The organism is Pseudomonas sp. GW822-FHT04C11 (assembly GCF_058800905.1).
Genome location: NZ_JBXAMS010000015.1, coordinates 1 through 25461, shown reverse-complemented (window position 1 = coordinate 25461; position 25461 = coordinate 1). Strand labels below are relative to the sequence as shown.

Sequence of the window (25461 nt, the reverse complement as noted above, 5' to 3'; positions counted from 1 at the left end):
TCTGCAGGGCCACCCCTTTTTATCCTCCCAGAGGTGAAAGCAATGGACGTTTTCCAGACCATGCGTTTTTTCGTGGCTGTCGCTCAGAGCGGCAGCTTTACGGCGGCGGCTGAGCTGTTGGACACCACCACAACCAACGTTTCCAAAGCGGTCTCCAGTCTGGAGGCCAGGCTTCAAACACGGCTGATTAACCGCACGACCCGACGCCTGGCGTTGACTGAGGCAGGTGTGCGCTATTTGCAGCGCTGCGAGAAAATTCTTGAGGAGGTACGTGAGGCTGAAGCGGAAGCGGGTACCGCGCAGGTCATGCCCGTTGGCAGGCTCAAGATTCATGCGATGGGAGCCGTCGGTAATCATTACGTGATCAAAGCCATTGCCAGGTATAGAGAGATTTATCCCTTGGTAATGTTTGATTTGACACTGACCAATCGGCTACCTGACTTGCTGGAGGAGGGCTATGACATCTCGATTGTTTTAGCGCGGGATCTACCCGATTCAGGGTTTGTCGCTCAGCGGCTCGGCATCACTTACAGCATTCTCTGTGCCTCGCCCGCGTACCTGAAGAAACGCGGGATTCCCGATTCCACGAAATCACTTGGCGAACATGATTGTTTGAGAATTGTGAATACGGTAATGCCGGTTGAAAACTGGGTATTTGAGGGGCCCGAAGGCGTGGAGACCGTTAACGTTCCATTGTCGCCGTTTCACGTCAACACGGCTGACGCCATGACTGTTGCCATAACGAATGGGATGGGGATTGGTATTCAGCCGATTGCCTCTGCAGTCGACGGACTCAGGGCCGGCACGTTAGTGCGGGTACTGCCGGAGTATCATTTTGAAGAGTTCAACTTGTTTGCCATTTATCCATCACGAAAGTTCGTGGATGCAAAAATAAAGACATGGGTGGAATTTCTTAAAGATTACATTCCGGGCTTGCTGGCATCCGATGAAGAAATCGTTCGCTCAGCCAGAAAAGACAACAGCTTTCGAGCTCGCTAGCGCGGCAGGTATGGAGTGTCGACCCTCCATCGTCCGCACAGTGCTCAACCGTTTGAACAGCCTGTTCCCATGACTTGATACTGAAGGACGTGCTGTTGACCGTGAGAGTCTTCATAGGTCATTTGAACAGGAACCGGTCCGCACTGGTCCGCAACGTCTGTCATTGCAATGACTTTTTTAATGTCGAGCTTGGTTGCGTAAGTGTAACTTTCTACCGGTGTCTGACGGGTGGCGACTGTTGAATGGCTCTCGTCTGCAAATGCTTGTGCACCTAAACTGCCAAGCGCAAGGAAGATCGCAACTTTTGACATATTCATCATGTTCATCATATTCACCGTATCGCTCAAGGGGTTGACCTGCATCGTTTTTACCTCGTGAGTTAGTTGATGTTTATTCAATGTGCTCACCGGGTAGAAACGATGCTAGATGTTTATCCCTTTCCCAGACAGCGGCCTATTGGACAAACACTGTTGTCGGATTTCGCATGAATAGAATGCTACGGGGACAGTCAGAACCACGGCTCAGGTTCACACGAACAGGTCGTAAGACAGTTTGCTGATCAGGATCACCAACAACACCAGGAACAGACCCCGGACAAAGGGCACGCCTTTACGCACCGCCAGCCAGGTGCCGGTCAGCGCGCCGAGGATGTTGAATGCGGCCATGGGGAGGGCGATCAGGTAGAGCACGTTACCCGTGGGAATAAAGAAGATCAGCGCCGCGACGTTGGTCGCGATGTTCACCAGTTTGGCCGACGCCGAGGCATGCAGGAAGTCGAAGGCGAAGCAGCGGATAAACAGGAAGATCAGGAAGCTGCCGGTGCCGGGACCGAACAGTCCGTCGTAGAAGCCAATCGCACCGCCGATGACGATCGCCAGCAGTTTCTCCCGGGTACCGATGTGCATGGGTTTGTGCAGGGCGCCGAAGTCCTTTTTCCAGAAGGTGTAGATCGCCATCAGCACGATCAACACCAACACCGCCGGCCGGATCACCGACTGCGGGACGGACGACACGGTGGCCGCGCCGAAGAAGGACATGACGAAGGCCGCACAGGCAGCGGGAATCACCAGCCTCCAGTCGATCACCACCTTGCGCACGAAAGACCGGGCCGCGAATGCGGTGCCGCAGGCTGCCGCGACCTTGTTGGTACCCAGCAGTGCCGCGGGTTGCGCCGTGGGCAGCACGTTGAACAGCGCAGGTATCTGGATCAGTCCGCCGCCGCCGACCGCCGCATCAATCAGGCCGGCAGCAAAGGCGAACACGCAAAGGATGACAATATCGATCATGAATTCAGGCCCTGACGATGAAGGAGTGGTGAAGGTCCAGCGGTGTGGATTGAGCGGGAAGGTTAACGGAACGGCTTTTTTTGTGTTGCAATGCCACATTGTGAAAAGTGCAATGAGGTGGTGAATGGCACTGGATATGTTGGGGGAGCTTGAAGCCTTTGCGACGGTGGCTCGCAAGCGCAGTTTTGTCGCGGCGGCACGCTCGCTGGGGCGTTCCCCGAGTTCGCTGACCCGCGCCGTTCAAGCCCTGGAGGAAAGCGTCGGGGTCAAGTTGTTCAATCGCTCGTCCAATGCCGTGAGCTTGACCGAGGCGGGTGAGCGCTTGTTGCCCCACGCCTACAAAATGCTGGATCTGCAACGTGAGGCGGATGAAGACCTGGCCGGAATCAGCGGCCAGGCCTACGGCTGGGTGCGCTTTTCCGCCCCCGAGTTTCTCGGCCACGGGGTATTGCCCCGGCTGATCGCGCAATACGGTGAGCGTTATCCAGACGTGAACGTCGATGGGATTTTCACCGATGAAACCATCGACCCGGCCAAGAGCAAACTGGACTTCTCGATTCGTGGCGGGTATCCGCAATCCAGTGACCTGATCGGCTTTGCGCTCTGGAGTTATTCACGTTATCTGTACGCCAGCCCCGGGTACCTGGAGCGGCGCGGGACGCCCGACTCCATCGAAGCGCTGGAGGCGCACTCGCTGATCCTGCACACGGCGCCGCGGATTCTAAAAGACTGGAATTTTCGCAGTGAGACGCAGGCCATCAGCTTTCGGGCTGATCCCAAGTTTCGCTTCAACTCCGGTTCGGCGGTGTTCCAGGCGGCCCTGGCGGGTGTCGGGATCGCCCGTCTGGCGGACTGGATCGCAGAGCCCGAAGTGGAAGCGGGGCGCCTGCTCCGGGTCTGCCCCGAGTACATGCTCACCTCCAGCAGCGGCGAAAGTCCGCAGATGCACGCGGTGTACCCGGCCGGGAATCTGCCGCTGCGGGTGAAGTCGTTGTTGCAGATGATCCGTGGCTTTGGCGAGAGTCTGGACCGGAAACGCGCGTTACCGCTGATCAAAACTGGATTGCAGGGGGTGGGTTGACTCTGCAAGTCGTTTGGCGAGGGCTGAGTGACGGCGTTGAGCCAATCAAAAAGCTGACTGTCATCACTGACTGCATTACAACCCATTGCAGACGCTGACTAACGGTTTATTTCCCAGGCGTGCGCTGCTTTCACGCAGGCCTGGTGGAATCATCGGTTAGGCTTCAGCCGAAAAAATTGCACCGATTTCTCTATCAATTTGTTCTTCACTCGGCAAATCGATCATTAAGCCTTGACAATCAAATGTCCGGAGGCGATTCAGCAAACCAAGGGTTTTCAGATTATCCGCCCCGACGACTTTTTCATCGCTCCCAGCAAGCAAGTAGAAGAGTATTACTACCTCGTAGCGCGTGAGTTGCGATTGAGCATATCGCGCGTACTGAGGCGGATTTGTGCTCGCCGCGCATACTTCGGCGATATAGATAATGGTGCTTAAATATCCATCCAGAAATTCGCCGTGATCTTTCAGTACTCTGCGGAGCGCGGCTGTATAGTGCTGTTGACGATCCTTGAATGGAATCTTGTAGAAGTTAACACTACCTGTCGCTCGCAGCGCCTCCTTTATTGATTCCGATTCTTCGCCACGAGACCCAATGTAGTGTTTCAATTGCTCCCAGCGCCCATTGAAGTGTCCTTGTGCAGTGATATCAGCAATGAAAGCTGTGCGGTCTTCTTCGAATGTCTCGATCCAGTTCCGCCCTTTGAGCGCCTCGAACAACTTCGTATAGTGAACATTTGCTACATTTTCCGGCTCCTTGCACAGAAGCATACGGCCAATTTCGACAGCCTCGGCGGAAAGCTCCTTGTGAATCCTATCTGCAATATACTTCAGGCTCTTGTGAGCTGAGAATTCGTTACCGTTTATGGTAATTGAACTGTGCTGAATTCTGTATTGGAGAGAGTCGAATAACTTGTAAAAAATGCTGTCTTCATTCTGGCGTTTGAATTGTGTTTGAGTGAGATGCGTAGTGTATGCCAGCACGAGGAGGGCTAGACTTCCATATATACCGCTCAGATATGAACCAAGCTCTCCCCAACGCACGTGCTCATCTGTTAGACCACCGTGGAATTTCGAAAGGTAAAGGACTATCGGGGCTAGAACAACTACAGTTAGAGCAAATGCTCTTAGTCTATTTTTCATTTGTCTGAATTCAGTGGTGATGGTTGTCTAAAGCCTAACGATTAAGCTAAGGCGAGAAAAAGTGGGCGGGTTTATTTTTTCATTGTGTTGATGCTTATGGCAGATAAATAAGTCTGTCCCTTTTCACAAGTCGTTGAGAGCGCAGATGATTACTCAAAGCGTTGCTCGCGTTCATTATCATCTGCAGCTTCTCTCTCTCGCTCTAACTTAGTTCTTTGCTGGAGAAGACCTAGCTTGGTTTTAGCAAGGGATCGCACTTCCGGAGAGGGGTAGTTCAACAGCTCTGCAAACGCGATGGAACGAGTCTCAAGGATCTCGGCCAGTGAGCCCGACCAGCTGTCAGGAAATGCTCCGTGGAAAATAATCTCAACAATAGCCCGTTTGTCGTCTGCCGCCTCCATAATGAATTTAATATGTTCACTAAGATTGGTTCTATTTGGACTTTCAATCGATGCATTGGTGGACTTGCTCTCAGAATATGCGTGTACCGCACTGGCAACTTTCGCAATACGCTCTTGGATGCCACCGCACCAAGCCAAAATTTGATCGCAAGGGATTGTATTTAAAGTCAATTGTTCCCTACCTGCTCGATTTCTAAAAATCATGAACGCTAGTGCCTTTTCTTCGTCCCGTCCATTAAAAACTGTATCGAGGATCAATTCCGGATATTTCTTTATCAATGCATTAATTATTTCCTCCAACGCAAAGCTATAGAGACGGTGCGTCGCTATTCCTGCGCACAGCAACTCAACTATTTCCTTGACTTCACTTTCTGGTGTCGACGTGCTGAAGACTTCCTCGAGGACGCGGGGAACACCATGTAGCTGAGAGTGTTGAAACTCATCTCTGTGTGCCGAGACGAGGCTTCGTAGAGCAGCTCGGCCAACAGAGCGAAGGTTTTCAGTCGGAGAGTATTTGTGACGATCTTGTTCAAAAAAACGCATGGACAATATCTGAAGCACTGAAAGGTAGCCTTTTTTCAGTGCGTTGATACTGGAAAGGAGGAGGGCCAAATCTCCATCCAAAATAACCTCGTGTATCCGCCCATAACTTATTCGCTCAAAACGCCAAGCCTCAAGGTTCCCTTCTTGCGCTAGCCCCAGCAGCCTCCCTGATATCCACGGGGCGATTGGGACAGCGCAAAGGAGGCTTACTGCATAAGGTTTCAGGGCGGAAATTTCCACGGCACGCTCCAATATTTCGTGCGCCAAGTGAGGGTCTACATCGTGGATGCCTCTGATAAAGCCTTCCATAAGGTCCAGGCCGAATTGTTCTGGTCGATGCGTTTGGAAAGATGCTACAAGCAGTTCGAATAGCGAAAATCGATCTGCGCTTCCAGCCGCTAGTCCTTTGCCAAACCCCCAAAGAGATTGTGAACACGACTTCCAAAGTTTAGCGCCCAGCCGATCCAGGTATTCCAAATTAGATGATGTAAGAATCCCCAGCGTGGTGACCTTATCGCTGATTTTTTTTGCACTCTCCTCGAAATTCCCACCGCGGACTTCGGCATGCTCCCATGCATCAGTCAAGACATATGCTTCAATTTCAGAGTAAAGATCGGTAGGAGCAGTCAGTTTTTCAAGAACCTCAAGTCGAGCGAGCATCTCTGGAGCATGTTGATCACTATCGAAGTTAATGGTCTGTTTGATCGAGATCCACATCTCCGGCCATTCCCCGTTGCGTCCATGGGCCTGAATGATTTCTTCGAGTGCTTCGAAACAACCGACAAAAGACCAAAGTCCTCGGAAGTGGCTTGCCAGGAGCGACTTCGCCCAATTCGAGTCCTCTTCTCGGGCTGAGCTCAAAGCCGGTCGAAGCAATCGGATGAAACCGACGTACCACGCAACTTTCTCGCCTTGGGTCTTGGGTTGCCAGCCAGAACTTCTCTTGCGCGCCCCAAAGTGAAAGGAAGCAAATGATGACCAATGAGTTGCTTCAAAGGCGGAATGTAGAAGCTTGCTGGCAATCTCTCGGTGCCTCGGAGCTTCTGAATTGATCAGCTTTTGGATAAATGCCTGTCGCCGCTCCGGCGTGGCCTCAGTTCCGGAAAGGTACAGGGAGAAGAGTTGTCGCATTTGTCCGACAATGCTGTTGTTATTCTCCTCGGGTCTTTCTGTCTCGGCAAACTTCAGAAGTATTTCTGCTGCTTGATCAAAGGTCTCATCTTCATACGCAAGATGGCACAAAAGCCGCACGAGTCGAATGAAGCTACCATTATCGCGAGAGGCAAATCCGGGCGTTGCAGATGCATACTCGATTGCGCGTAATACTACATTTGGAAATACAGGCGCGACGTGATCCAGAACCACAAGGAGTTTTTCGCTACAGGAAGCGATGTTATGCAGTGGCGCGCCTGGCTGGATCCAGGTAGAGGCTAACTCTCGTGCGGGCTTGAAGTCATGGAGATAACCCATACGATGGGCGCATGACTGAAACAGGCGAAGATTTTCAGCTTTAAAGAGTTCTGCATTTATGTCGTCTGCAGAGATATTCTCGAGCGCCCGCTTCGCTAATCGGTTAGCTAACGCATGCGGAAGAATCGCTCGCCAGTTTCCTCGTTGTTGCACCAATTGTCGGCGAAGTAGCTCAGCTTGGCTGCGGAGTAAGACCTGCCGACTTAAACCGGCGATTGCTCCCAAGATGCCTAGCTCGTCATTAAGTTCTGAGCGAGCAACGTTGAATGAATATACGAGAGCCAATGCTTCGGCGCTTTGCAGTAGATCTGCTGAAGCCCCTTTGCGCTGTATGAATAATCTTCGGAAGAGATCTTCATCTGAGAAGTTTGACAACGTCTCGTCCGCGCTCACTCTGCTGGCGAGTGCCAGCGCAACGCGCGCATTGCCGCCTGAGAATTCAGCAATTTTATTCGAGTTGATGTGGCCAAGGTCGGGAAGTCTCTTTTCTACAAGCTTTGATACCGTTGCCTCACTAGTAGGCTCTAGGTGAACAACTTCGGTCTCTTCAGGCCTGTCATCGGAGATGTCGTATTCGATGGTGAGAAGGTGCAGTTTCGCGCCGTTTTGGGCGACTTGCTTTTGGAGGTTCCGATGCACGTCTGGTGGGCAGTTGTCTAATACCAGATAGGTTGCAAAATCGTTGGCTATTAGGTAGGCGACTAGTTCTGAGGCAGTAGGTGTAAGGTCATTCCCGAGGTCGGCGTAAATCACATCACTTGCAGGAAGCGCCTCGCTGCCAACGCTAGTTTCGAAAAGCGCTTGAGCGAACCGAGTCTTGCCGACCCCTGATAGACCCGTGATTCGCACCGTGCTACCCAGCTTTCTTAATCTGTCACGAATCAGTTGGATTCCCGCAGATGCAGATATCGGCTCTTTTGAACTAGAGTTTGCATCAGTCACACAAAGGTGATCGTCGACGAGGAACTCATCATCTTGATCCAGTGGTGTTGCGGCCCACCGGCCATAGGGCCTCCAACCGGCCAAGGGTTTGCCCAGACGGGAGCGAACCCATAGAGCAACACTAGGGTGCCGCCTCAGCCAGTTAAAAAGGCGGTCTCGGCCATAGAAGTCTAGGAGAAGATCCTCCTTGTCCTGTAAGAGGCCCGCGGCCTCTCTCATTCCACTCAGGCGCTCGGACACCATTTTTTCTGAACAGTCGTCCTTGCCGCTGACAATTATGTAAGCACCCTTCAGAGCAGCGAGAATCTTGATGACCGCCTTAGGCTTTCCTTTCTCTTCCATCTCCTTCTTGCACGCCGATCTGCCCATCGAATGCTTCTTGACTTGAAACCCCGTGTTTTCTCTGGGCACGAAATTGGGACTAGGGATTGCCTGCGCACTCTCCACTTTCACATCTAGTCCTCCATCTGCGGCCTCCTGAGCGCCTCCCCAAGTAACGCCCGAAGGTGGCATACCTTGTTGAATTAACTCTGCCTCGCACAGGCGAGCGACAAGTTCACGCAAATCGCCATCATTGAGGGCTGAGATGTCAGTAACTTCGAGTTCGAAGAAGATCATGGGGCCTACGTAGTTGCTGCCAAGTTTTGAGTATCAGAACAGGCCGGATCACCAGAGTCCAGACCGCGCTTTTCGGGGCGATGCAAAAAGGTTTCTGTCTTTAGATCTATAGAACTGTTGGTGTAGAAGAGGGCAGAATCCGGATGGCTCGTTCTGGCAGTCTGCTGTCTTTCGTCACTGGCTGTTTCTGGCCGATTGCCGCCAGTCGTGCGGGATCGTAACCGACCCAACGCGGATATCTCACGTGAGACAAAAGGCCTCTTAAACCATACCTTCCCCCTTTAGTTTTTTGCATCCCCCCGAAGTTTCTAGATGATCGCAAACCATCCATTGATGAACTATGCAAGGCAAACGGAGAGGCCGGTGCCTTCTCCGTTCGAGCCAGTAAAGGGGGTGTTTTGGCGCACCCGACGCGCCAGACTGTCATTTACTGGCATCCAGCACGATGCGATAACGAGCCTTGCCACTGCGCAGGTGATCGATGGCTTCGTTGACCCGGCTCATGGGGAAGTGCTCGACCTGCGGCAGGATTTGATGGCGTACGCAGAATTCCAGCATGGTCGCTGTGGTACTGGGCGAGCCAACCGGCGAGGCGGACAGGCTCTTTTGTTGGGGAAGCAGATTGAACACGTGCACTGGAATAGCGCCAGGCACGGCGCCAACAAAATGCAGGCGGCCCTTGCCGCGCAGGGTTCCGAGCATGGCTGGCCAGTCGAGGTCGGCGTTGGCGGTGACCAGCAGGAAATCCAAAGTACCGGCGATGGACTTCAGCGCGTTACTGTCGGTCGAGGCGACTACGTTGTGCGCGCCCAGGCGCCTGGCTTCGTCCTGCTTGCTCAATGACGAGGTAAAGGCCGTGACTTCGCAGCCCCAGGCGTTGAGGAAGCGTAGTGCCAGATGACCGAGGCCGCCGATGCCCACCACGCCGACCCGGTCGGTGGGCTTGACGTCGAATTCCACCAGCGGGTTGAACACCGTCGAGCCGGCGCAGAACAGCGGGCCTGCCATGGCCGGGTCGAGTCCGCTCGGTATTGGAAGGGCCCAGGCCCAGTGCGAACGCAGGCGGTCGGCGAAGCCTCCGTTGCTGCCGACTATGGTGGGTTGGACGGTGCCGCACAGATGGTGCGAGCCTCCGATACACGAGGAGCAATGCATGCAACTGCCCTTGTACCAACCAATGCCCACCCGTTGCCCCACATCGAGACCACGTACCTGTGCGCCGACTCGCACGATACTGCCGACCACCTCGTGGCCGGGGATAAAGGGATACTGGCTGATGCCCCATTCGTTATCGATCAGCGACTGGTCGGAGTGGCAGACGCCGCAATACTCCACGGCGACTTCTACCTCCTCTTCCCCCAATGGACCAGGGTCGTAGCTATAGCGCTCCAGTGGAGCGCCGGCCGCCGTTGCGGCCCAGCCGGTGAAGGAAGTGAGTATGTTGTTAGCGCTCATTGGATACCTCCAGATCAGGAGACAAGGGTTTGGCACCTCAGGTGCCGCGGCAGAGCCTGGGAAGTGTAGCGTATCGCTTGCCGTCGTCCGGGTTGCCGACAGATGCTCTTCAACTGTCTCGCCTGGATACATCTCCCATCGACCGGTTGAATCCACATCCGAACTCTGCCGCTCACATCCCGTCGCCAACGCCCCTCGAAGCAAACACCCAACTACACCTCTTCAAGCGCTGCAACCTGTGCCCCGCGAGCAATCAACAGCTCCCGCAACACCGAGCGATGGCAGTGGCGTTCTTCCTTGCAGTAGCAGCCGATGGCCAGCGACGTTTGATGGGACAGGGCGGCCAGCAAATCGAGCAGTTGGCTGGGGGCAGGGTGGTTCATTTCGGCCTTGAATTTACGTCGAAAGGCTTCCCAGTCTTTTTCGTCTTCCGCGGCTTTGGCTTCTGTTACCAGCTCCGCGCTGGGCGACAGGGCGGGGAGCCAGGTGTCGTAGAAGTCGCGGCTGGCGAATTCGGCTTTCGGAACGCCGCGCGGTGGGCGACGGACTGTGCCCAGGCGCAGCCCTTCATGGGGTGTACGGGGCGTGCCCAGTTGCACGATATGGATAGGCATTCATGCCTCCATTAATGGTGAGTGCGCTCAAGCCAGTCTGCGGCCGAGCGGCAGATACAGATCCCCAGAAAGTAAGCTGACATCGCCAGCCACAGCCCCATGACCCAAGGGTTGGCGGTCGGATGGTTGAGGATCAGTGACAGGCTGCACAGCAACCAGATGGACGTCACGGCAATGTTGATCGGCATGAACCGCCGCACGCGAAACGGGTGCAGGAACTTCATCCGGGTCACCGTCAACAGCGCCAGGCCAATGATGGTGAGCAGCGTCAGCCAGGGTGTCGGCGCAATGATGTAGAGGCACAGGGTGACGACGTTCCACGCAGCGGGGAAACCCTGGAAGTAATTGTCCTTGCTCTTCATGTTGACGTTGCAGAAGCAATAGAGCGACGAGACCAGGATCACCGAGGTGGTCAGCAGCGGGGTGTAGGCTGGCAAGTCGATGTAACGGTAGATGAACAGGGCCGGGATGAACACGTAGGTCAGGTAGTCGATGACCAGATCCAGTATGGAGCCGTCGAGATGCGGCAGTACCGTTTGCACATTCACCTTGCGCGCCAGCGCGCCGTCCACACCGTCGACGATCAGCGCCACGCCCAGCCACAGCAGGCAGGCCCTGGGCTGGTTATCGAACAAGGCGAGGGTCGCCAGGAAGGCGGTCACCACGCCGGTTGCGGTAAAACCGTGGGCGCCCCAGGCTTTAAGCGTGGCCATGCGTCGGGTCGTTATCAAGGGAGCGTTCTCCAGCGAATAAAACGGGCCAGTTGCTACCACCGACGGGGTCACCGGCAACCTGGCTGGGCTGCACCTATCGACCGGCCATCCGGCGATAAGGTTCACCTGCGCTCAAACGACCCGAAGTCGACACCCATTAAAAATAGACCATCTCCTGTCGCTGCAATGTTTATCGAGCAGTACTTTTTACCGGTCAGTGCTCAATCACCTGCCTGCGCCTGGATGTGCAATTACGCAAGATTGTTCAAGACAGGGCGCTGATCGACTGACACAGTTAGCGATCTTTCCTTCGTTGTAGAGCGCTATGTCTGACAATCTATTGCCGCGCAGTGCTTTCTTGCGCGGTGCCGCTGCCATCATGCCCTTGTCCCTGGCGACTGCGCCATGGGGGCTGTTGGCGGGTTCGATGGCCATTGAGGCCAACCTCACTCCACTGCAAGGCCAGGGCTTGTCGAGCATCGTCTTTGCGGGTGCTGCGCAGTTGGTCGCGATCGGGATGCTCAAGGGCGGCGCCGGGATTTTCTCTATTCTGCTGACCACCTTGCTGCTGACCTCGCAACACCTGCTGTACGGCATGAGCATGCGTCCGGTGGTTTCGCCGTTGCCGGGTCGCTGGCGGGTAGGGCTGGGCTTTTTGCTCACCGACGAGCTGTTCGCGCTGACCAGTCAATTTGACCAACGGCAGTTCAATCGCTGGTACGCCCTCGGGGTGGGCCTGACCTTTTATGTGGCATGGAACCTCTTCACCCTCGCCGGGATTGTGCTGGGCAGCAGCATTCCGGGCCTTGAACGCCTGGGACTGGATTTTTCCATCGCGGCCACGTTTATCGCGTTGATCACCCCCGTGGTGCGCAACGTTCCGACGGTCGTCTGCGTGGCGGTTTCGCTGTTCTGCTCGGTGCTCTTCAACTACTGGCACTTGGGCTCGGCGTTGGTGCTGGCCGGCTTGCTGGGGATGAGTGCCGGGTTTGTCTGCAACAAGTTTTATGGAGCGCGCACATGATGGTCTGGGCGGTTATTTTCGGAATGGGCATGCTGGTTTTTCTCAACCGCTATGTGTTCCTTGAACCACGGTTGCCCGTGCGCCTGAGCAGCAACGCGCGGCAATTTCTCGGATTTGCGGTGCCCGGCATGCTCACGGCGATCTGCGGGCCGATCGTGTTCATGCCCGACCATCAACTGAATCTGCAGTACGACAATCCGTACCTGATCAGTTCACTGGTCGCCATCGGCCTGGTGCTCTACACCCGCAGTACCCTGATCAGCATGCTGCTGAGCATGGGGTTCTTTTTTCTGTTGCGCTGGTGGCTGTGACGCGCTGCCTCATTTCTTCGAGGTTTTGCTGCTGCCGGGAATGTGCAGGTAATTCATCACGCTTTCGGTGAGTTCGGTCGCCAGCTTCACCGCTTCTTTATTACGCGCCATCACGCCGGCAACCAGGCCTTCGATCAGCGCCAGTACCGCGATGTTGGAACTGGTCAGCACCGGGTGGTCGGCTGGCGCAAACAGCACGTGCTGAGCAATGTGAGTCAACGGCGAGGCGGGCGAGTCGGTGATCGCCAATACCGTCGCGCCACGCTCATGGGCAAAGCGCGACAGCTGCAGGGTGTCGAGGGAATAGCGCGGCAGCGAGATCGCCAGCAGCACGTCCTGATCGGTAATCGCAGCCAGTCGATAGGCGGCGTTTTCGTTGCCGCCTTCCATGCTGATCGCCGTGGCGTCGGCGCAGAACGGCATCAGTGTCGAGGCCGCGAGACCAGCCATGTAGACACTGTTGCCAAACCCGAGGATGTAGATCTTGCGCGCCTCGATCAGGCAGGTGACCACGGCTTCGAAGGTGTCGGGGTGATTGTTGGTGCCGGCGGTGCCGAGGTTGCTGGTGGCGCTCTGGATTTGCTCGTGCAGCCCGAACGCACCACCGGGGCGGTGCGCCAGCTCGTTACGCAGTTTGTCCACCGGGGAGACCATCTGCTGCAAGGTCGCGACCAGCTCGGCTTTCATGCCGCTGTAACCGCCCAGGTCCAACGCCTTGGCCAGACGGTTGACCGCCGCCGGTGAGGTGGCAGTTTCCAGGGCCATCTCTTCAATGGTGAGTGTCGCGGCCTTCAGCGGATGACGCAGGATGAAGTCTGCCACCTTGCGCAGTGACGGCTGCAAGTCGGCAAGAATTTCTGCCAGTTTGCGCATGACCGGCGCGGCGTAGACCGTGGTGTTTTTCGAAGGAGTAGGCATAACCGGCTCAACATCCGCAGGAGGTTGGAAGGGACCAGGTCTGGTCCCTGACATGAGTGCGCGCCAGTGTATCCGAAGCCGACCGTTGGCGTGCAGCACCCGGAACGGTCGGCAAGCGGCTTACTTCAGGCTGCCGGCCAAGAACTGCTGGAGGCGTTCGGACTGTGGGTTGACCAGCACTTCACGCGGGTTGCCACGTTCTTCGACCTGGCCTTTGTGCAGGAACACCAGTTGGTTCGACACCTCCCTGGCAAAACCCATTTCGTGGGTCACCACCACCATGGTCCGACCTTCCAGGGCCAGGTCCTGCATGACTTTAAGCACTTCGCCAACCAGTTCCGGGTCGAGCGCCGAGGTCGGTTCATCGAACAACATCACTTCCGGCTCCATCGCCAACGCACGCGCAATCGCCACGCGCTGCTGTTCGCCACCCGACATGTGCGCCGGATAAGCGCCCATGCGATGGGCCACGCCGACTTTATTCAGGTAGTGCTCGGCTTTTTCCCGGGCGAGTTTCTTGTCCAGGCCCAGCACATGCACCGGCGCTTCCATGACGTTTTCAAGGGCGCTCATGTGCGACCAGAGGTTGAAATGCTGAAACACCATTGCCAGCCGCGAGCGCATGCGCTGCAGCTGTTTTGGCTCGGCGGCCTTGAGCCCGCCGGTCTTGTTGGCGACCAGTTTCAGCTGCTCGCCATTGAGCAGGATGTTGCCCGAGTTGGGTTGCTCCAGCAGGTTGATGCAGCGCAGGAAGGTGCTTTTACCCGAGCCACTGGAGCCGATGATGCTGATCACGTCGCCGGCTTTGGCTTCCAGGGACACGCCCTTGAGCACTTCGTGGGTGCCGTAGCGTTTGTGCAGGTCCTGAATTTCAAGTGTGTTCATGGTGTCGGTTCTCTTGAGTCAGTCGCTGAGCAAGCGACCCTGGCGAATGGGGGTAGAGCCTGCGACCTTGGCCAGCCACAAGCCCGGTTGGGCAAAGCGCAGGCGTTCGCGGGCATAAAGGATGCCGTCGGTGCTGGCCTTCACCACGCTGTGGCGATCGGTCAGCGGGTCGATCACTTCGAACAACGGGTCGCCGATCGAGACCCGGGCACCCAGCGGTTGCAGAAAACTCACCACACCGGGGTGTGGCGCATAGGCGTATTGCGCACCGGCGAAGGGCGTCGCATCGCAGCAGGTGGCCGGCGCGTCTGGCCAGTCGCCGCTGATCAGGCCCTGTTCGGCCAGGTAGCCGAGGATTTGCTCGGCACTGGCCACGCACGGCTCGCGTTCGGTGTCGGCCATGCCGCGCAGTTCGATGGTGGTCGCCACGCAGGCCAGTGGAATGTTCGCCAGCGGGAACAGCTCGGCCAGGCGTAACCAGGGGATCGCGCAGGCTTCATCGAAGGCATTGCCGCCGGCGTCCTCGGCCAGCAGAACGGCTTCGGCGTTCAGGCGTGCAGCCAGTGAACGCAGGCGCGGCCAGTTTTGCGGCAGGGCATACAGCAACATGATCGACTCGAAATCGCAGTGCAGGTCCAGCACCACATCGGCGTCGCAGGCGTGCTGTAACAGCAGGCGGCGCAGGCCGTCGAGTTCCGATTCGGCCAGCGGCATGTCGGCAATGACCTCGATCATGGCGCGCCGGATCAGCGCCACGTTGGCCTCGGCATCCTCGCCCAGTTGGCCCTTCAGGTGCACGGCCACGGCTTCGGCCAGCTCCGGGAAGTCACGGTTGAAGTTCTTGCCGCTGTTGAACTCGAAGCGCCCTTGATGGGTGGCCTGGAACATTTGCCCGATGCCGATCGGATTGGCCATCGGCACCAGTTCGATCACGCCGGTCAGGCGGCCTTGTAATTCCAGCTCGCGCAGACGGCGCTTGAGCTCGACGGCGACGCGCATGCCAGGCAGTTCGTCGGCGTGCAGGGACGCCTGGATGTAGGCCTTGCGTGAGCCGCTGCCAAATCTAAACAGCGACAGCGTGCGTTCAGTGCCGCAGGCGCTCCAGGGCAAAACGTAGTGGATGTGTTCCATGGGACTTCCTTAGTGCTTGCGTGGGGCCAGGTACGCCAGCCAGTGACGTTCGGCGAGCTTGAACAGGCGCACGAGAATGAAGGTCAGGGCCAGGTAGATCAGGCCGGCAGTGATGAACGCTTCGAACGGCAGGTAGAACCGCGAGCTGACCGTGCGCGCCGCACCGGTGATGTCGACCAGGGTGACGATCGACGCCAGGCTGGTGGTCTGCAGCATCATCAGCACTTCATTGCTGTACTGCGGCAACGCCCGGCGCAGGGCCGACGGCAGCAGAATGCGGCGGTACAGGGTCAGGCGTGACATGCCCATCGCCTTGGCGGCTTCGATCTCGCCGTTGGGGGTGGACTTCAGACTGCCGGCCAGCAGCTCTGCGCTATAGGCACTGGTGTTGATCGCAAAGGCCAGGCAGGCGCAAAAGGTCGCGCTGGACAGGTACGGCCAGAGCACGCTTTGGCGTACCGCTTCGAACTGCGCCAGGCCGTAATAGATCAAAAACAGCTGCACCAGCATCGGCGTACCACGAATGGCGTAGGTGTAGAGCCAGGCCGGGAAGTTGATCAGCGGCGAGCGGGAGACTCGCATCAACGCCAGCGGAACGGCCAGCATCAGGCCAAAAGCCAGGGAAATCAGCAGTACTTTGAGGGTCAATAACGCGCCACTGAAATACAGCGGCAGGTTTTCCCAGATCAGGTTGTAGTCGAGCATGGTCGGTTCGCTCCCACTCACAGAACGGCGGCTTTGATGCCGACCGAGTAGTGTTTTTCCAATGCGCGCAGCACCAGCAACGAGACGCTGGTCAGCACCAGGTACAGCGCCGCCACCGCGAGGAAAAACGTAAAGGGTTCGTGGGTCGCGTCGGCAGCGTTCTTGGCCTTGAACATCATGTCCTGCAGGCCGATCACCGATATCAACGCCGTGGATTTGGTCAGCACCAGCCAGTTGTTGGTGAAGCCGGGGATCGCGAAGCGAATCATCTGCGGCACCAGAATCCGCCAGAACACCTGGGCGCTGCTCATGCCATAGGCCGCACCGGCTTCAGCCTGACCTTGCGGGATCGCCATGAAGGCGCCGCGAAAGGTTTCCGAGAGGTAGGCACCGAAAATGAAACCCATGGTGCAGACACCCGCCACAAACGGGTTGATGTCGATGTAGTGGGTGTAACCGAGCCCGAGGGCGATGCGATTCACCAGGTCCTGGCCGCCGTAGAAAATCAGCAGAATCAGTACCAGGTCGGGGATACCGCGAATCACTGTGGTGTAGCCTTCGCCCAGCGTCGACAACCATTTGAGCGGCGAGAGGCGAAACGCCGCGCCGATCAGGCCCAGGGTAATGGCCAGTGCCATGGAGCTCAGAGCCAGATTGATCGACAGCCAGGCGCCATCGAGAATGCTCGATCCGTAGCCGTGAAGCATGATGAAGTTCCTCACCCGAAGCGCCGGCAGGCGCGCGGGACCAGCAAGAAAAGCGGCGTCGGCGCAAGACCGACGCCAGCGTTACAGGAAGGCTTATTCGCCGTAGATATCGAACGCGAAGTACTTGGCCATGACCTGCTGGTACTTGCCGTTGGCACGGATCGCGTCAATCGCCGTGTTCAGGCGTGCCGCGTTCGCGGTATCGCCTTTGCGCAGCGCAATCCCGGCGCCCCGGCCGAAGTATTTCGGGTCATTGATGTCCGGTCCTACCAAGGCAAAGCCGTTACCGGCCGGGGTCTTGATGAAGCTCTCGTTGGTGTTGACGATGTCGGCGAGGGTGGCGTCCAGTCGGCCCGAGGCCAGGTCCAGGAAGGCTTCATTTTGCGAGGAGTAACGCACCACCTCGACGCCGGCGGGCGCCAGTTGCTCGGTGGCGTAACGGTCGTAGGTGGAGGAGCGTTGCACACCGAGTTTCTTGCCTTTGAGATCGACCTTCGGGTCATTGATCGCCTGGCCGGCCTTAGCCGCGAACTTGCCGGGGGTGTGGTAGTACTTTTCGCTGAAGTCGACTGACTTCAGGCGGTCGTCGGTAATCGACATCGACGACAGCACCGCGTCGATCTTGCGCACTTTCAACGAGGGGATCATCCCGTCGAATTCCTGGATAACCCACTGGCATTTGATCTTCATTTCTTCGCACAGGGCGTTGCCGATGTCGTAGTCGAACCCGCTGATATTGCCTTCCGGGGTCTTGAAGGAGAACGGCGGGTAGGCAGCTTCGATACCGATACGCAAGCTGTCTTCGTCGGCGTGGGCCAGGGTGCTGACGGCGCAAAATGCCAGAGCAGCCAGAAGTCCGGTCTTGTTCATATTGTTGACTCCGTGGATAGGGTGTTTGGGGGTGAATGCCTTCCGGTCTGGCGAGGGGGTGCAGCGGGTTGCGTGTCCATGGAATGTATAAATGACACGTTTTATTTCATAAATCAAATGTGTGAAAATAAAAATATCAAAACGGGCCGATGCGTCAGCCCGACGGTCAAGGTTGAATTGCCGAAAGTTATAAAGTCAGATCACATTGGTATAAGTAGTTATAAGAAAAATCGCTATGCTGCCCGCGAGATTTTTAGTCGTCGCGCTGGTTTGCAGGGTATGGCAATGGACTTCGGTAATTTGGGTTTTGTAGTCGCAGGCTTGGTTGTCGGGTTCGTTGTCGGAATGACCGGTGTGGGGGGAGGCTCGTTGATGACGCCGATTCTTCTATGGTTCGGTATCAATCCGGCCACCGCCGTCGGGACGGATTTGCTGTACGCCGCGATCACCAAGTCCGGTGGTGTGCTGGTACATCAAAAACACAGGAACATTGACTGGAAAATTACCGGCTGGCTGACGCTGGGCAGCGTGCCTGCGGTCGCCCTGACCCTGGTGTTCCTGAAGTACCTCAATACCGATCCGCAAACGACCAATGCGATTATCAAACAGGCCCTGGGGATTGTGCTGTTGCTGACGGCGCTGGCGATTTTCTTCAAACGCCAGCTGCTGGCGTTTGCCCAGAAACATGCGGGCGACCATTACCATTTGAGTAACCGCAACCTGAACCTGCTGACCGTCGTTACCGGCGCGCTACTCGGCCTGATGGTCGCATTGACGTCCATCGGTGCTGGCGCCCTGGGGACTGTCGCACTGTTTATCCTGTACCCGTTCCTGCCGACCAGACGCTTGGTCGGCACAGAAATCGCCCACGCCGTACCGCTGACCCTGGTTGCAGGATTGGGGCACGCGAGCATGGGCAACATGGATTGGCACCTGTTGGGTTTCCTGCTGATGGGGTCGTTGCCGGGAATCTACGTGGGCAGTCATTTGTCCGGGCGTATTTCTGATGGTGTGCTGCGTCCTTGCCTGGCGGTCATGCTGGTGTTTATCGGCTACAAATTAGTGTTTTGATCCCCGGCATGGCGCTGCCCCTCTCAGCGCCATGCCCGAGGCATACTCCCGCGATTATTTACGCGCCTCCAGAATCAGGTTGAACGGTGTCTCTGCTGCCCGGCGGAAATGCGTGAATCCGGCCTGGGTGAATACATCCCGCAGCCGTGCTTCCCCCGCTTGAGCCCCGAGCCCCAGGCCGACTTCCTGAGACAACGAGTTAGGCGTGCAGATGAACGTCGACGCGGCGTAGAACAACCGTCCTACCGAGGTCGCGTTTTCGTCGAGATGATCATTGGCATACGGCTCCACCAACAGCACCGTCCCGTCGGGCTTGAGCGCCTGATAGGCGTGTTTGGCAGCGCCCACCGGGTCGCCCATGTCGTGGAGGCAATCGAAGTAGCAGATCAAATCGTAGTCATTGCCCGGAAAGTTCTTGGCGGTACTCTGAACGAAGCGAGCACTATCGGCCACGCCACCTTCTTCAGCACGTTGGGTGGCCGTGGTGATGGATGGCGCGTGATAGTCGAAGCCGACAAAATTGGAGGCCGGGAACGCTTTGGCCATGACCACCGTTGAAGCGCCGTGGCCGCAACCGACATCCGCGACCTTGGCCCCGGCTTTCAGTTTGTCCACCACGCCTTCAAGCGCAGGTAACCACTCGCCGACCAGGTGTGCGCGGTAGCCGGGTCTGAAGAAGCGTTCGGTGCCTTTGAACATGCAGCTGTGGTGATCGCCCCAGGCGAGGGCGCCATTGCCGCGCATGGCGGCGATCAGTTTGTCTTTGTCATGGTAAAACGAGGCAATCACTGCGGCGCCGCCCGGGACATAAACCGGTGAGTCCTCGATCGCCAGCGCCAGGGCTTGTTCTTCTGGCAGGCGGAATTTTCCGTTGACGTGCTCCATGTAGCCAGAGGCTGCGTGAGCACTGAGCCATTCGCGCAACAGTCGTGCATTGCAGCCAGTCTTGCTGGCCAGTTCTTCAGGGGTGACAGGCTGGCTGTCGGCCATCGCCCGGTACAAACCGAGTTCATCGCCCAGGATCATGTTCGCGAGCATCGCTGCGCCGCCCATGTCGGAAACCACCTTGCCCATGAAGTCATTGAGTTTGGCTTCGTCCATAACTGCTCCTCCTGAAAAAAGACCACCGGTGAAGGAGGGCGTGTGCAGAGGCAGCAACCTTTCAGGCGGCAGTCAGATGGATGATCAGGGCGACACGGCAGGCGCGTTGTGAAGCCAACCGTCTGCCACGCGAATGCCCGGACACACAACATGTCCGGGCGAGTTGGACGCGAAAAAGTCGTCCTGCATGACGTCACTGTGGGGCAGTGCCCCACAGGACGATTACGAGTAGCCATTGGCTCCAGCGTCATGGGCGGGTTTCTTCGACAAACCCGCTGCTTACGGACCCGGATTTGGCAACGTCCCCCCTATGGGGGACAAATAAAAGTGTAGTACGCGATAAAAACCTGCGCCGTGTGTTTTGGCCTTGGCGGTGTGAGCCTGGACAAACTAAATGGCCTAAACCCGTGTCGCGAAATTCGGTTGCGGATTAAGCCCACTCGCCTAAGCTTCGCAGCATGGCGATAGAAATTTCAGGCGACGGAACTGGATCTTTCGCCTTGATGCGCAATCATAAAGTGTGGAAATCAAAAGGAGATGCGCATGCTCATTCGGTCACTGACCCTTGCAACTCTGCTCGCTGTCGCCGGCCCTCTATTCGCCGCCGACAACGACACGCCCCTGGCCCAGGAACGCGGCAGGACCCGGCCGCTGATTGTCATCGCTCCCAGCAGCATCGACCCGACACTGGTCAGCCTGAAAAAGTCCCTGGCGGAACCGGCCAACAGCCAGGCCTTCAAAGAACGCAATATGGTGCTGTACACCGTGGTCAATCTCATGGGCCAACGTGACGGCAAGGACCTCGATGCACAAACTACCATGGCGCTGATTCGCGAGTTGAAACTGGGCGTCAGTGGCGAGACCAAGGTCATTCTGGTGGGCAAGGACGGCGAGAAAAAACTCGACCACCTCGGCCCGATCGAAGCCAAGGATCTGTTCGCCACCGTTGACCAGCTTCCAGCCGCCGAGAAAGAGGCAGCGCCACCTGCGCCGCCACCCGTAGAGGCTGCGCCGGTCAAGGGCGGAAAAAAGGGCAAAGGAGCAAAACCGGCAGCGCCACCGCAACCTTTGGATGATTGATCAAGCCTTTGGATGACTGATCAAACCTTTGGATGATTGATCCATTGTGGCGAGGGAGCTTGCTCCCGCTGGGTCGCGAAGCGACCCTAAAGCCAGTCACCGCGAGCATTCAGATGGAACGCGATTGCCGGATTACCACCGCTTCGCAGTCGAGCGGGAGCAAGCTCCCTCGCCACAGGTTTTGTGTTCGACGCGCTTTTCTCTTAATGGACGGGTTCCTGGAAAAACAGTGTTCGCGAGGCAAAAAAAGACCCGGCGCCACCGAAGTCGCGCCGGGTGTGTTGCCAGTCAGCGAGCGGATATCGTGGGTCCGCACGCTGACTGTTGAACCCCTGCGGGTTTAGGCCCGCTCGATCGCCAGGGCCACGCCCTGACCACCACCGATGCACAAGGTGGCGAGGCCTTTCTTGGCGTCACGTTTGATCATTTCGTGCAGTAACGACACCAGCACTCGGCAACCGGACGCACCAATCGGATGGCCCAACGCAATCGCGCCACCGTTGACGTTGACCTTGCTGGCATCCCATTCCAGCTCTTTGCCGACCGCCAGTGACTGCGCGGCGAAGGCTTCGTTGGCTTCGATCAGGTCCAGTTGATCGAGGTTCCAGCCGGCCTTGTCGAGGCAGCGGCGGGTCGCGGAAACGGGAGCAATGCCCATGATCGCCGGGTCGACGCCGGCATTGGCATAGGCGGCGATTTTTGCCAGCACCGGCAAGCCCAATTGCCTGGCTTTGTCGGCACTCATCAGCAACACCGCAGCGGCGCCGTCATTGAGCGAAGAGGCGTTGCCAGCGGTGACGCTGCCGTCTTTCTTGAAGGCCGGTTTGAGCTTGGCCAAAGACTCGGCAGTGGTCTCGGCGCGTGGTTGTTCGTCGACCGCGAAGGACAACGGATCACCTTTGCGCTGCGGGATCAGGATCGGCGTGATCTCGTCGGCAAAACGCCCGGCTGCGATAGCCGCCGTGGCTTTTTGCTGCGAAGCGGCGGCGAACGCGTCCTGCTCCTCGCGTGTCAGGTGGTACTTGTCCACCAGGTTCTCGGCGGTGATGCCCATGTGGTAGTCGTTGAACGCATCCCACAGGCCGTCGCTGATCATGCTATCGACCATTTTTGCGTGGCCCATGCGCAGGCCAGTGCGAGCGGCCGGCAACACGTATGGCGCCAGGCTCATGTTTTCCATGCCACCGGCGATGATCACCTCGGCGTCACCGCAACGAATCGCTTGCGCACCCAGGTGCAAGGCCTTGAGGCCCGAGCCGCAGACCTTGTTCAGGGTCAGCGCCGGAACGGCGTGCGGCAGGCCGGCAAGGATCGAGGCCTGACGTGCCGGGTTCTGGCCGGAGCCTGCGGTCAGCACCTGACCGAGGATCACTTCATCGACCTGATCCGCTGCCAGACCGGTTTGTGCGAGCAATTGACGAATCACCGCGGCACCGAGTTCCGGTGCCGGGATGCTGGCCAGCGAACCCTGAAAACTGCCAATGGCGGTACGGGTGGCGGCAACAATCACAACGTCTTGCATCGAATTTCTCCTCAAGGTGCGGTTCAGGCGAACTGCATTTCCGGAACATGCTCGGGAACGATCAGTTTACCAGCGGTCTTGCTGACGATTTCCTCGACGCTCACACCGGGTGCGCGCTCCTTGAGGATGAATGCGCCGTTTTCGATTTCCAGGTAGGCCAGATCGGTCAGCACGCGCTTGATGCAATTGGCACCGGTCAGCGGCAGGCTGCAATACGGCAGCAGTTTCGATTCACCGTCCTTGGAGGCGTGGGTCATGGTCACGATGATGTTGTCGGCACCGGCCACCAGGTCCATCGCGCCGCCCATGCCCTTGACCAGTTTGCCGGGGATCATCCAGGAGGCGATGTTGCCCTGTACGTCGACTTCAAATGCACCGAGCACGGTGAGGTCGATGTGGCCGCCGCGGATCATCGCGAAGGATTCGGCGGACGAGAAAATCGAGGCGCCAATGCGCGCGGTAACGGTCTGCTTGCCGGCGTTGATCATGTCGGCGTCGACTTTATCGTCGGTCGGAAAGGCGCCCATGCCGAGCAGGCCGTTTTCCGATTGCAGCATGACTTCCATGCCTTCGGGGATGTAGTTGGCGACCAGGGTCGGAATGCCGATGCCGAGGTTCACATAGTAGCCGTCTTTCATTTCGCGGGCGACGCGCTGAGCCATTTGTTCGCGGGTAAGAGCCATTTTTTTATTCTCCACTGTTCGGGCTGAGGGCGAGGATCACTTGCGCACGGTGCGTTGTTCGATACGTTTTTCGAACGTGCCGCAGATGACCCGGTCGACGTAGATGCCTGGGGTGTGGATCTGTGTGGGGTCCAGTTCGCCGGGTTCGACGATCTCTTCGACTTCGACCACGGTGATCTTGCCAGCGGTGGCTGCCAGCGGGTTGAAGTTCTGCGCGGTGTGGCGGTAGATCACGTTGCCGAAGTGGTCGGCTTTCCAGCCTTTGACGATGGCGAAGTCGCCGGTGATGGACTCTTCCATCAGGTACGGACGGCCCTTGAATTCACGGATTTCCTTGCCTTCGGCGACTGGCGTGCCGACGCCGGTGGCGGTGAAGAACGCCGGAATGCCAGCGCCGCCAGCGCGCATTTTTTCCGCCAGGGTGCCTTGCGGGGTCAGCACGACTTCAATCTCGCCGCTCAGCAGTTGCTTTTCGAACAGGGCGTTTTCGCCGACATAGGAGGCGACCACTTTGCGGATCTGGCGGTCTTCCAGCAGGACGCCGAGGCCAAAACCGTCGACGCCGCAGTTGTTGGAAACCACGGTCAGGTCACGGGTGCCTTTGCGCTTGATCTCGGCGATCAGGTTTTCCGGAATACCGCACAACCCGAAGCCGCCAGAGATCACGGTCATACCGTTTTCGAGGCCTGCCAGAGCCTCCTCATAGGAACTCACGCGCTTGTCGAAACCTGCCATATGCACCTCTTTTATTCTTTGTGGGCGGCTGGCTAGCCGTATGGGGTGGAGTGTTGCTCTATCAGATTGATTTGATAAGTTGATTTTTAAGGTTGATTGATAGATAAAACTCAGCAATCGGTAGTGATCAGCATGGTGAGGGACGGTGATGACAGTCAAGCAGATCAGGGCGTTTTTGGCAGTGGCGCAGAGTTTGAGCTTTGCGGTGGCCTGTGAGCGGCTGCACCTGTCGCAGTCGGCGTTGAGTTTGACCATCAAGGCGCTGGAAGACGGGCTCGGTGGGCGGCTGTTCAGCCGCACCACCCGCAACGTTGCGCTGACCCCGGAGGGCGAGTCCCTGCTACCACTGGCCCGGCGGTTGATTGCTGACTGGGACAACGCCGAGGATGAAATGCGCCAGCGTTTCACCCTGCAGCGAGGGCGGGTGACGCTGGCGGCGATGCCGTCGTTTGCTGGCAACCTGCTGCCACCGATCCTCAAGACCTTTCGCGCGCGCTACCCGAAGGTCAACGTCACGGTGAACGACGTGATCAACGAGCAGGTGCTGGAAATGGTCCGTGACCGTCATGTGGAGCTTGGGGTGGCGTTTGAGCCGACGCAGAGTTCTTCGTTGGAATTCACTCCGTTGTATATGGATCGTTTTGTTGCGGTAGTGCCGAGTGATTCGCCGCTGGCCGAGCGTGCCGAGATCGACTGGAAAACGCTGCTGGAGCAGCCGTTTATCACGTTGCAGCGGCCGTCGACGGTGCGGGTGATGCTTGAGGAGCACTTGCAGGCGCGGCAGATGAAGTTGCCGGTGGAGTTTGAGAGTCATCAGTTGGCGACCGTCGGGCGGATGGTTGCCAGTGGGCTGGGGGTGAGTGCGGTGCCGGCGTTGTGTGTCGAGCAGATGCGGGAGCTTGGGGCGTGTTGCATTACCTTGAGTGATCCGGTGATTGAGCGGGCCATTGGGGTGTTGACCAAACCGGGGCATGAGTTGTCGGCGGCGGCGCAGGCGTTGTTTGACATCCTCAAGGACGAAGTTCGTCTGTAGCTGCTGCAGGCTGCGATCTGTTGACCTTGGCGGCCTGACAGCCGACCCATCTCCCGTAGATGTACACCAATCAAAACTGTAGAAGCCGAGCTTGCTCGCGAAGGCGGCCTGATAGCCGGCCAATTTCTTGCGGATGTACACAGTCCACTTGTGGGAGCTGGTTTGCCTGCGAAGGCGGCCTGACAGCCGGCCTATCTCTCACAGATATACACCAATCCACTGTGGGAGCCGGGCTTGCCCGCGATGGCGGCCTGACAGCCGACCAATCTCCCGCTGGTGTACATATCCATTTCTGCGGTAACGGCGGCTTACGGTTCCGCTCTTACAGCGGGTCACTTTGGCAAACTGTAGTGGTCTAATTTCCCCGGACACCTCGATAGGTGGAGAATGCATCTATCGAGGAGTTTTTCATGACTGGCAAAC

24 protein-coding genes are annotated in these 25461 nt (G+C 57.4%); 7 read left to right on the top strand and 17 right to left on the bottom strand.

All coding sequences use genetic code 11. From position 1 onward, the window contains the following. Nucleotides 1-42 precede the first annotated feature (42 nt). Nucleotides 43-999, top strand: a complete 957-nt coding sequence (locus AC1RJ3_RS21935) for a LysR family transcriptional regulator (protein ID WP_489110392.1) — start codon at nt 43-45, stop codon at nt 997-999. A gap of 44 nt (nt 1000-1043) precedes the next feature. On the opposite strand, the gene AC1RJ3_RS21930 is transcribed toward AC1RJ3_RS21935, so the two are convergent. Both AC1RJ3_RS21930 and AC1RJ3_RS21925 read right to left on the bottom strand, forming a co-directional pair. Then, a complete protein-coding gene (locus tag AC1RJ3_RS21930) occupies nt 1044-1316 on the bottom strand; it encodes a DUF2790 domain-containing protein (protein ID WP_054598368.1) in 273 nt (90 codons plus the stop codon). Between the two features lie 210 nt (nt 1317-1526). After that, nucleotides 1527-2285: a sulfite exporter TauE/SafE family protein gene (locus AC1RJ3_RS21925; RefSeq protein ID WP_493080468.1), complete on the bottom strand. Its 759-nt coding sequence runs from the start codon at nt 2283-2285 to the stop codon at nt 1527-1529. A 124-nt stretch (nt 2286-2409) separates the two neighbouring features. Between AC1RJ3_RS21925 and AC1RJ3_RS21920 the strand changes: the two genes are divergently transcribed. Beyond that, entirely contained in the window at nt 2410-3366 is a 957-nt protein-coding gene (locus tag AC1RJ3_RS21920; protein WP_493080466.1) for a LysR family transcriptional regulator, read from the top strand. A 156-nt stretch (nt 3367-3522) separates the two neighbouring features. On the opposite strand, the gene AC1RJ3_RS21915 is transcribed toward AC1RJ3_RS21920, so the two are convergent. From AC1RJ3_RS21915 to pcsA, 5 genes are all read right to left on the bottom strand, one after another. Beyond that, complete coding sequence (locus AC1RJ3_RS21915) at nt 3523-4506, bottom strand: hypothetical protein (RefSeq protein ID WP_493080464.1); 984 nt, start codon at nt 4504-4506, stop codon at nt 3523-3525. Nucleotides 4507-4655: 149 nt separating this feature from the next. Next, on the bottom strand, nt 4656-8480 hold the full coding sequence (locus AC1RJ3_RS21910; RefSeq protein WP_493080462.1) for a hypothetical protein: 3825 nt from the start codon (nt 8478-8480) through the stop codon (nt 4656-4658). Between the two features lie 423 nt (nt 8481-8903). Then, complete coding sequence (gene ahr, locus AC1RJ3_RS21905; protein ID WP_489110395.1) at nt 8904-9935, bottom strand: NADPH-dependent aldehyde reductase Ahr; 1032 nt, start codon at nt 9933-9935, stop codon at nt 8904-8906. A 212-nt stretch (nt 9936-10147) separates the two neighbouring features. Next, entirely contained in the window at nt 10148-10549 is a 402-nt protein-coding gene (locus AC1RJ3_RS21900; protein ID WP_347927104.1) for a DUF488 domain-containing protein, read from the bottom strand. A gap of 11 nt (nt 10550-10560) precedes the next feature. Then, on the bottom strand, nt 10561-11280 hold the full coding sequence (pcsA, locus tag AC1RJ3_RS21895; RefSeq protein ID WP_347927103.1) for a phosphatidylcholine synthase: 720 nt from the start codon (nt 11278-11280) through the stop codon (nt 10561-10563). 307 nt (nt 11281-11587) lie between these two features. Between pcsA and AC1RJ3_RS21890 the strand changes: the two genes are divergently transcribed. Both AC1RJ3_RS21890 and AC1RJ3_RS21885 read left to right on the top strand, forming a co-directional pair. Continuing rightward, the gene (locus AC1RJ3_RS21890) at nt 11588-12286 is read left to right on the top strand and encodes an AzlC family ABC transporter permease (RefSeq protein ID WP_054597896.1); all 699 of its coding nucleotides are present in this window, start codon (nt 11588-11590) and stop codon (nt 12284-12286) included. Further along, nucleotides 12286-12597 (top strand): AzlD domain-containing protein, encoded by a 312-nt coding sequence (locus AC1RJ3_RS21885; RefSeq protein WP_162491294.1) that lies wholly within the window; start codon nt 12286-12288, stop codon nt 12595-12597. The genes AC1RJ3_RS21890 and AC1RJ3_RS21885 overlap by 1 nt, the downstream gene beginning before the upstream one ends. 9 nt (nt 12598-12606) lie before the next feature. On the opposite strand, the gene AC1RJ3_RS21880 is transcribed toward AC1RJ3_RS21885, so the two are convergent. From AC1RJ3_RS21880 to AC1RJ3_RS21855, 6 genes are all read right to left on the bottom strand, one after another. After that, on the bottom strand, nt 12607-13515 hold the full coding sequence (locus AC1RJ3_RS21880) for a MurR/RpiR family transcriptional regulator (protein ID WP_493080460.1): 909 nt from the start codon (nt 13513-13515) through the stop codon (nt 12607-12609). 120 nt (nt 13516-13635) lie between these two features. Beyond that, nucleotides 13636-14400 carry an ABC transporter ATP-binding protein gene (locus AC1RJ3_RS21875; protein WP_019689777.1) on the bottom strand — a complete coding sequence of 255 codons (765 nt, stop codon included), beginning with the start codon at nt 14398-14400 and terminating at the stop codon, nt 13636-13638. A gap of 18 nt (nt 14401-14418) precedes the next feature. Next, nucleotides 14419-15531 (bottom strand): succinylglutamate desuccinylase/aspartoacylase family protein, encoded by a 1113-nt coding sequence (locus AC1RJ3_RS21870; protein WP_493080459.1) that lies wholly within the window; start codon nt 15529-15531, stop codon nt 14419-14421. 9 nt (nt 15532-15540) lie between these two features. Beyond that, nucleotides 15541-16236: an ABC transporter permease gene (locus tag AC1RJ3_RS21865; protein WP_427546085.1), complete on the bottom strand. Its 696-nt coding sequence runs from the start codon at nt 16234-16236 to the stop codon at nt 15541-15543. A 17-nt stretch (nt 16237-16253) separates the two neighbouring features. Continuing rightward, entirely contained in the window at nt 16254-16943 is a 690-nt protein-coding gene (locus tag AC1RJ3_RS21860) for an ABC transporter permease (protein ID WP_103317257.1), read from the bottom strand. A gap of 93 nt (nt 16944-17036) precedes the next feature. Further along, nucleotides 17037-17813, bottom strand: coding sequence for an ABC transporter substrate-binding protein (locus AC1RJ3_RS21855; RefSeq protein ID WP_019689781.1), 777 nt, complete (start codon nt 17811-17813; stop codon nt 17037-17039). A gap of 285 nt (nt 17814-18098) precedes the next feature. Between AC1RJ3_RS21855 and AC1RJ3_RS21850 the strand changes: the two genes are divergently transcribed. Next, entirely contained in the window at nt 18099-18884 is a 786-nt protein-coding gene (locus tag AC1RJ3_RS21850; protein WP_427546131.1) for a sulfite exporter TauE/SafE family protein, read from the top strand. Between the two features lie 54 nt (nt 18885-18938). Here the strand turns inward: AC1RJ3_RS21850 and AC1RJ3_RS21845 are convergent, their stop codons facing one another. Beyond that, the gene (locus AC1RJ3_RS21845; RefSeq protein ID WP_493080458.1) at nt 18939-19985 is read right to left on the bottom strand and encodes a class I SAM-dependent methyltransferase; all 1047 of its coding nucleotides are present in this window, start codon (nt 19983-19985) and stop codon (nt 18939-18941) included. Nucleotides 19986-20528: 543 nt separating this feature from the next. On the opposite strand from AC1RJ3_RS21845, the gene AC1RJ3_RS21840 reads away from it, so the two are divergent. Continuing rightward, nucleotides 20529-21065: a DUF4174 domain-containing protein gene (locus AC1RJ3_RS21840; protein WP_103317253.1), complete on the top strand. Its 537-nt coding sequence runs from the start codon at nt 20529-20531 to the stop codon at nt 21063-21065. 340 nt (nt 21066-21405) lie between these two features. On the opposite strand, the gene AC1RJ3_RS21835 is transcribed toward AC1RJ3_RS21840, so the two are convergent. From AC1RJ3_RS21835 to AC1RJ3_RS21825, 3 genes are read right to left on the bottom strand one after another with little or no spacing between them, the layout of a single operon-like run. Continuing rightward, nucleotides 21406-22587 carry an acetyl-CoA C-acetyltransferase gene (locus AC1RJ3_RS21835; protein ID WP_493080457.1) on the bottom strand — a complete coding sequence of 394 codons (1182 nt, stop codon included), beginning with the start codon at nt 22585-22587 and terminating at the stop codon, nt 21406-21408. A 23-nt stretch (nt 22588-22610) separates the two neighbouring features. Next, a complete protein-coding gene (locus AC1RJ3_RS21830) occupies nt 22611-23270 on the bottom strand; it encodes a CoA transferase subunit B (RefSeq protein WP_103317249.1) in 660 nt (219 codons plus the stop codon). A gap of 36 nt (nt 23271-23306) precedes the next feature. Continuing rightward, complete coding sequence (locus AC1RJ3_RS21825) at nt 23307-24005, bottom strand: CoA transferase subunit A (protein ID WP_489110401.1); 699 nt, start codon at nt 24003-24005, stop codon at nt 23307-23309. A gap of 148 nt (nt 24006-24153) precedes the next feature. Between AC1RJ3_RS21825 and AC1RJ3_RS21820 the strand changes: the two genes are divergently transcribed. Beyond that, the gene (locus tag AC1RJ3_RS21820; protein WP_054597883.1) at nt 24154-25038 is read left to right on the top strand and encodes a LysR family transcriptional regulator; all 885 of its coding nucleotides are present in this window, start codon (nt 24154-24156) and stop codon (nt 25036-25038) included. Nucleotides 25039-25461: the final 423 nt, after the last annotated feature.

Excerpts from the sequence above, each read along its gene's own strand:
- AC1RJ3_RS21845 (WP_493080458.1), bottom strand. The coding sequence starts at position 19,985 with ATGGACGAAGCCAAACTCAATGACTTCATGGGCAAGGTGGTTTCCGAC.
- AC1RJ3_RS21890 (WP_054597896.1), top strand. The coding sequence starts at position 11,588 with ATGTCTGACAATCTATTGCCGCGCAGTGCTTTCTTGCGCGGTGCCGCT.
- AC1RJ3_RS21850 (WP_427546131.1), top strand. The coding sequence starts at position 18,099 with ATGGACTTCGGTAATTTGGGTTTTGTAGTCGCAGGCTTGGTTGTCGGG.
- AC1RJ3_RS21935 (WP_489110392.1), top strand. The coding sequence starts at position 43 with ATGGACGTTTTCCAGACCATGCGTTTTTTCGTGGCTGTCGCTCAGAGC.
- ahr (WP_489110395.1), bottom strand. The coding sequence starts at position 9,935 with ATGAGCGCTAACAACATACTCACTTCCTTCACCGGCTGGGCCGCAACG.
- AC1RJ3_RS21920 (WP_493080466.1), top strand. The coding sequence starts at position 2,410 with ATGGCACTGGATATGTTGGGGGAGCTTGAAGCCTTTGCGACGGTGGCT.
- AC1RJ3_RS21910 (WP_493080462.1), bottom strand. The coding sequence starts at position 8,480 with ATGATCTTCTTCGAACTCGAAGTTACTGACATCTCAGCCCTCAATGAT.
- AC1RJ3_RS21885 (WP_162491294.1), top strand. The coding sequence starts at position 12,286 with ATGGTCTGGGCGGTTATTTTCGGAATGGGCATGCTGGTTTTTCTCAAC.
- AC1RJ3_RS21870 (WP_493080459.1), bottom strand. The coding sequence starts at position 15,531 with ATGGAACACATCCACTACGTTTTGCCCTGGAGCGCCTGCGGCACTGAA.
- AC1RJ3_RS21930 (WP_054598368.1), bottom strand. The coding sequence starts at position 1,316 with ATGAATATGTCAAAAGTTGCGATCTTCCTTGCGCTTGGCAGTTTAGGT.
- AC1RJ3_RS21855 (WP_019689781.1), bottom strand. The coding sequence starts at position 17,813 with ATGAACAAGACCGGACTTCTGGCTGCTCTGGCATTTTGCGCCGTCAGC.
- AC1RJ3_RS21835 (WP_493080457.1), bottom strand. The coding sequence starts at position 22,587 with ATGCAAGACGTTGTGATTGTTGCCGCCACCCGTACCGCCATTGGCAGT.
- AC1RJ3_RS21840 (WP_103317253.1), top strand. The coding sequence starts at position 20,529 with ATGCTCATTCGGTCACTGACCCTTGCAACTCTGCTCGCTGTCGCCGGC.
- AC1RJ3_RS21900 (WP_347927104.1), bottom strand. The coding sequence starts at position 10,549 with ATGCCTATCCATATCGTGCAACTGGGCACGCCCCGTACACCCCATGAA.
- AC1RJ3_RS21875 (WP_019689777.1), bottom strand. The coding sequence starts at position 14,400 with ATGAACACACTTGAAATTCAGGACCTGCACAAACGCTACGGCACCCAC.
- AC1RJ3_RS21880 (WP_493080460.1), bottom strand. The coding sequence starts at position 13,515 with ATGCCTACTCCTTCGAAAAACACCACGGTCTACGCCGCGCCGGTCATG.
- AC1RJ3_RS21825 (WP_489110401.1), bottom strand. The coding sequence starts at position 24,005 with ATGGCAGGTTTCGACAAGCGCGTGAGTTCCTATGAGGAGGCTCTGGCA.
- AC1RJ3_RS21820 (WP_054597883.1), top strand. The coding sequence starts at position 24,154 with ATGACAGTCAAGCAGATCAGGGCGTTTTTGGCAGTGGCGCAGAGTTTG.
- AC1RJ3_RS21925 (WP_493080468.1), bottom strand. The coding sequence starts at position 2,285 with ATGATCGATATTGTCATCCTTTGCGTGTTCGCCTTTGCTGCCGGCCTG.
- AC1RJ3_RS21830 (WP_103317249.1), bottom strand. The coding sequence starts at position 23,270 with ATGGCTCTTACCCGCGAACAAATGGCTCAGCGCGTCGCCCGCGAAATG.
- AC1RJ3_RS21915 (WP_493080464.1), bottom strand. The coding sequence starts at position 4,506 with ATGAAAAATAGACTAAGAGCATTTGCTCTAACTGTAGTTGTTCTAGCC.
- AC1RJ3_RS21865 (WP_427546085.1), bottom strand. The coding sequence starts at position 16,236 with ATGCTCGACTACAACCTGATCTGGGAAAACCTGCCGCTGTATTTCAGT.
- AC1RJ3_RS21860 (WP_103317257.1), bottom strand. The coding sequence starts at position 16,943 with ATGCTTCACGGCTACGGATCGAGCATTCTCGATGGCGCCTGGCTGTCG.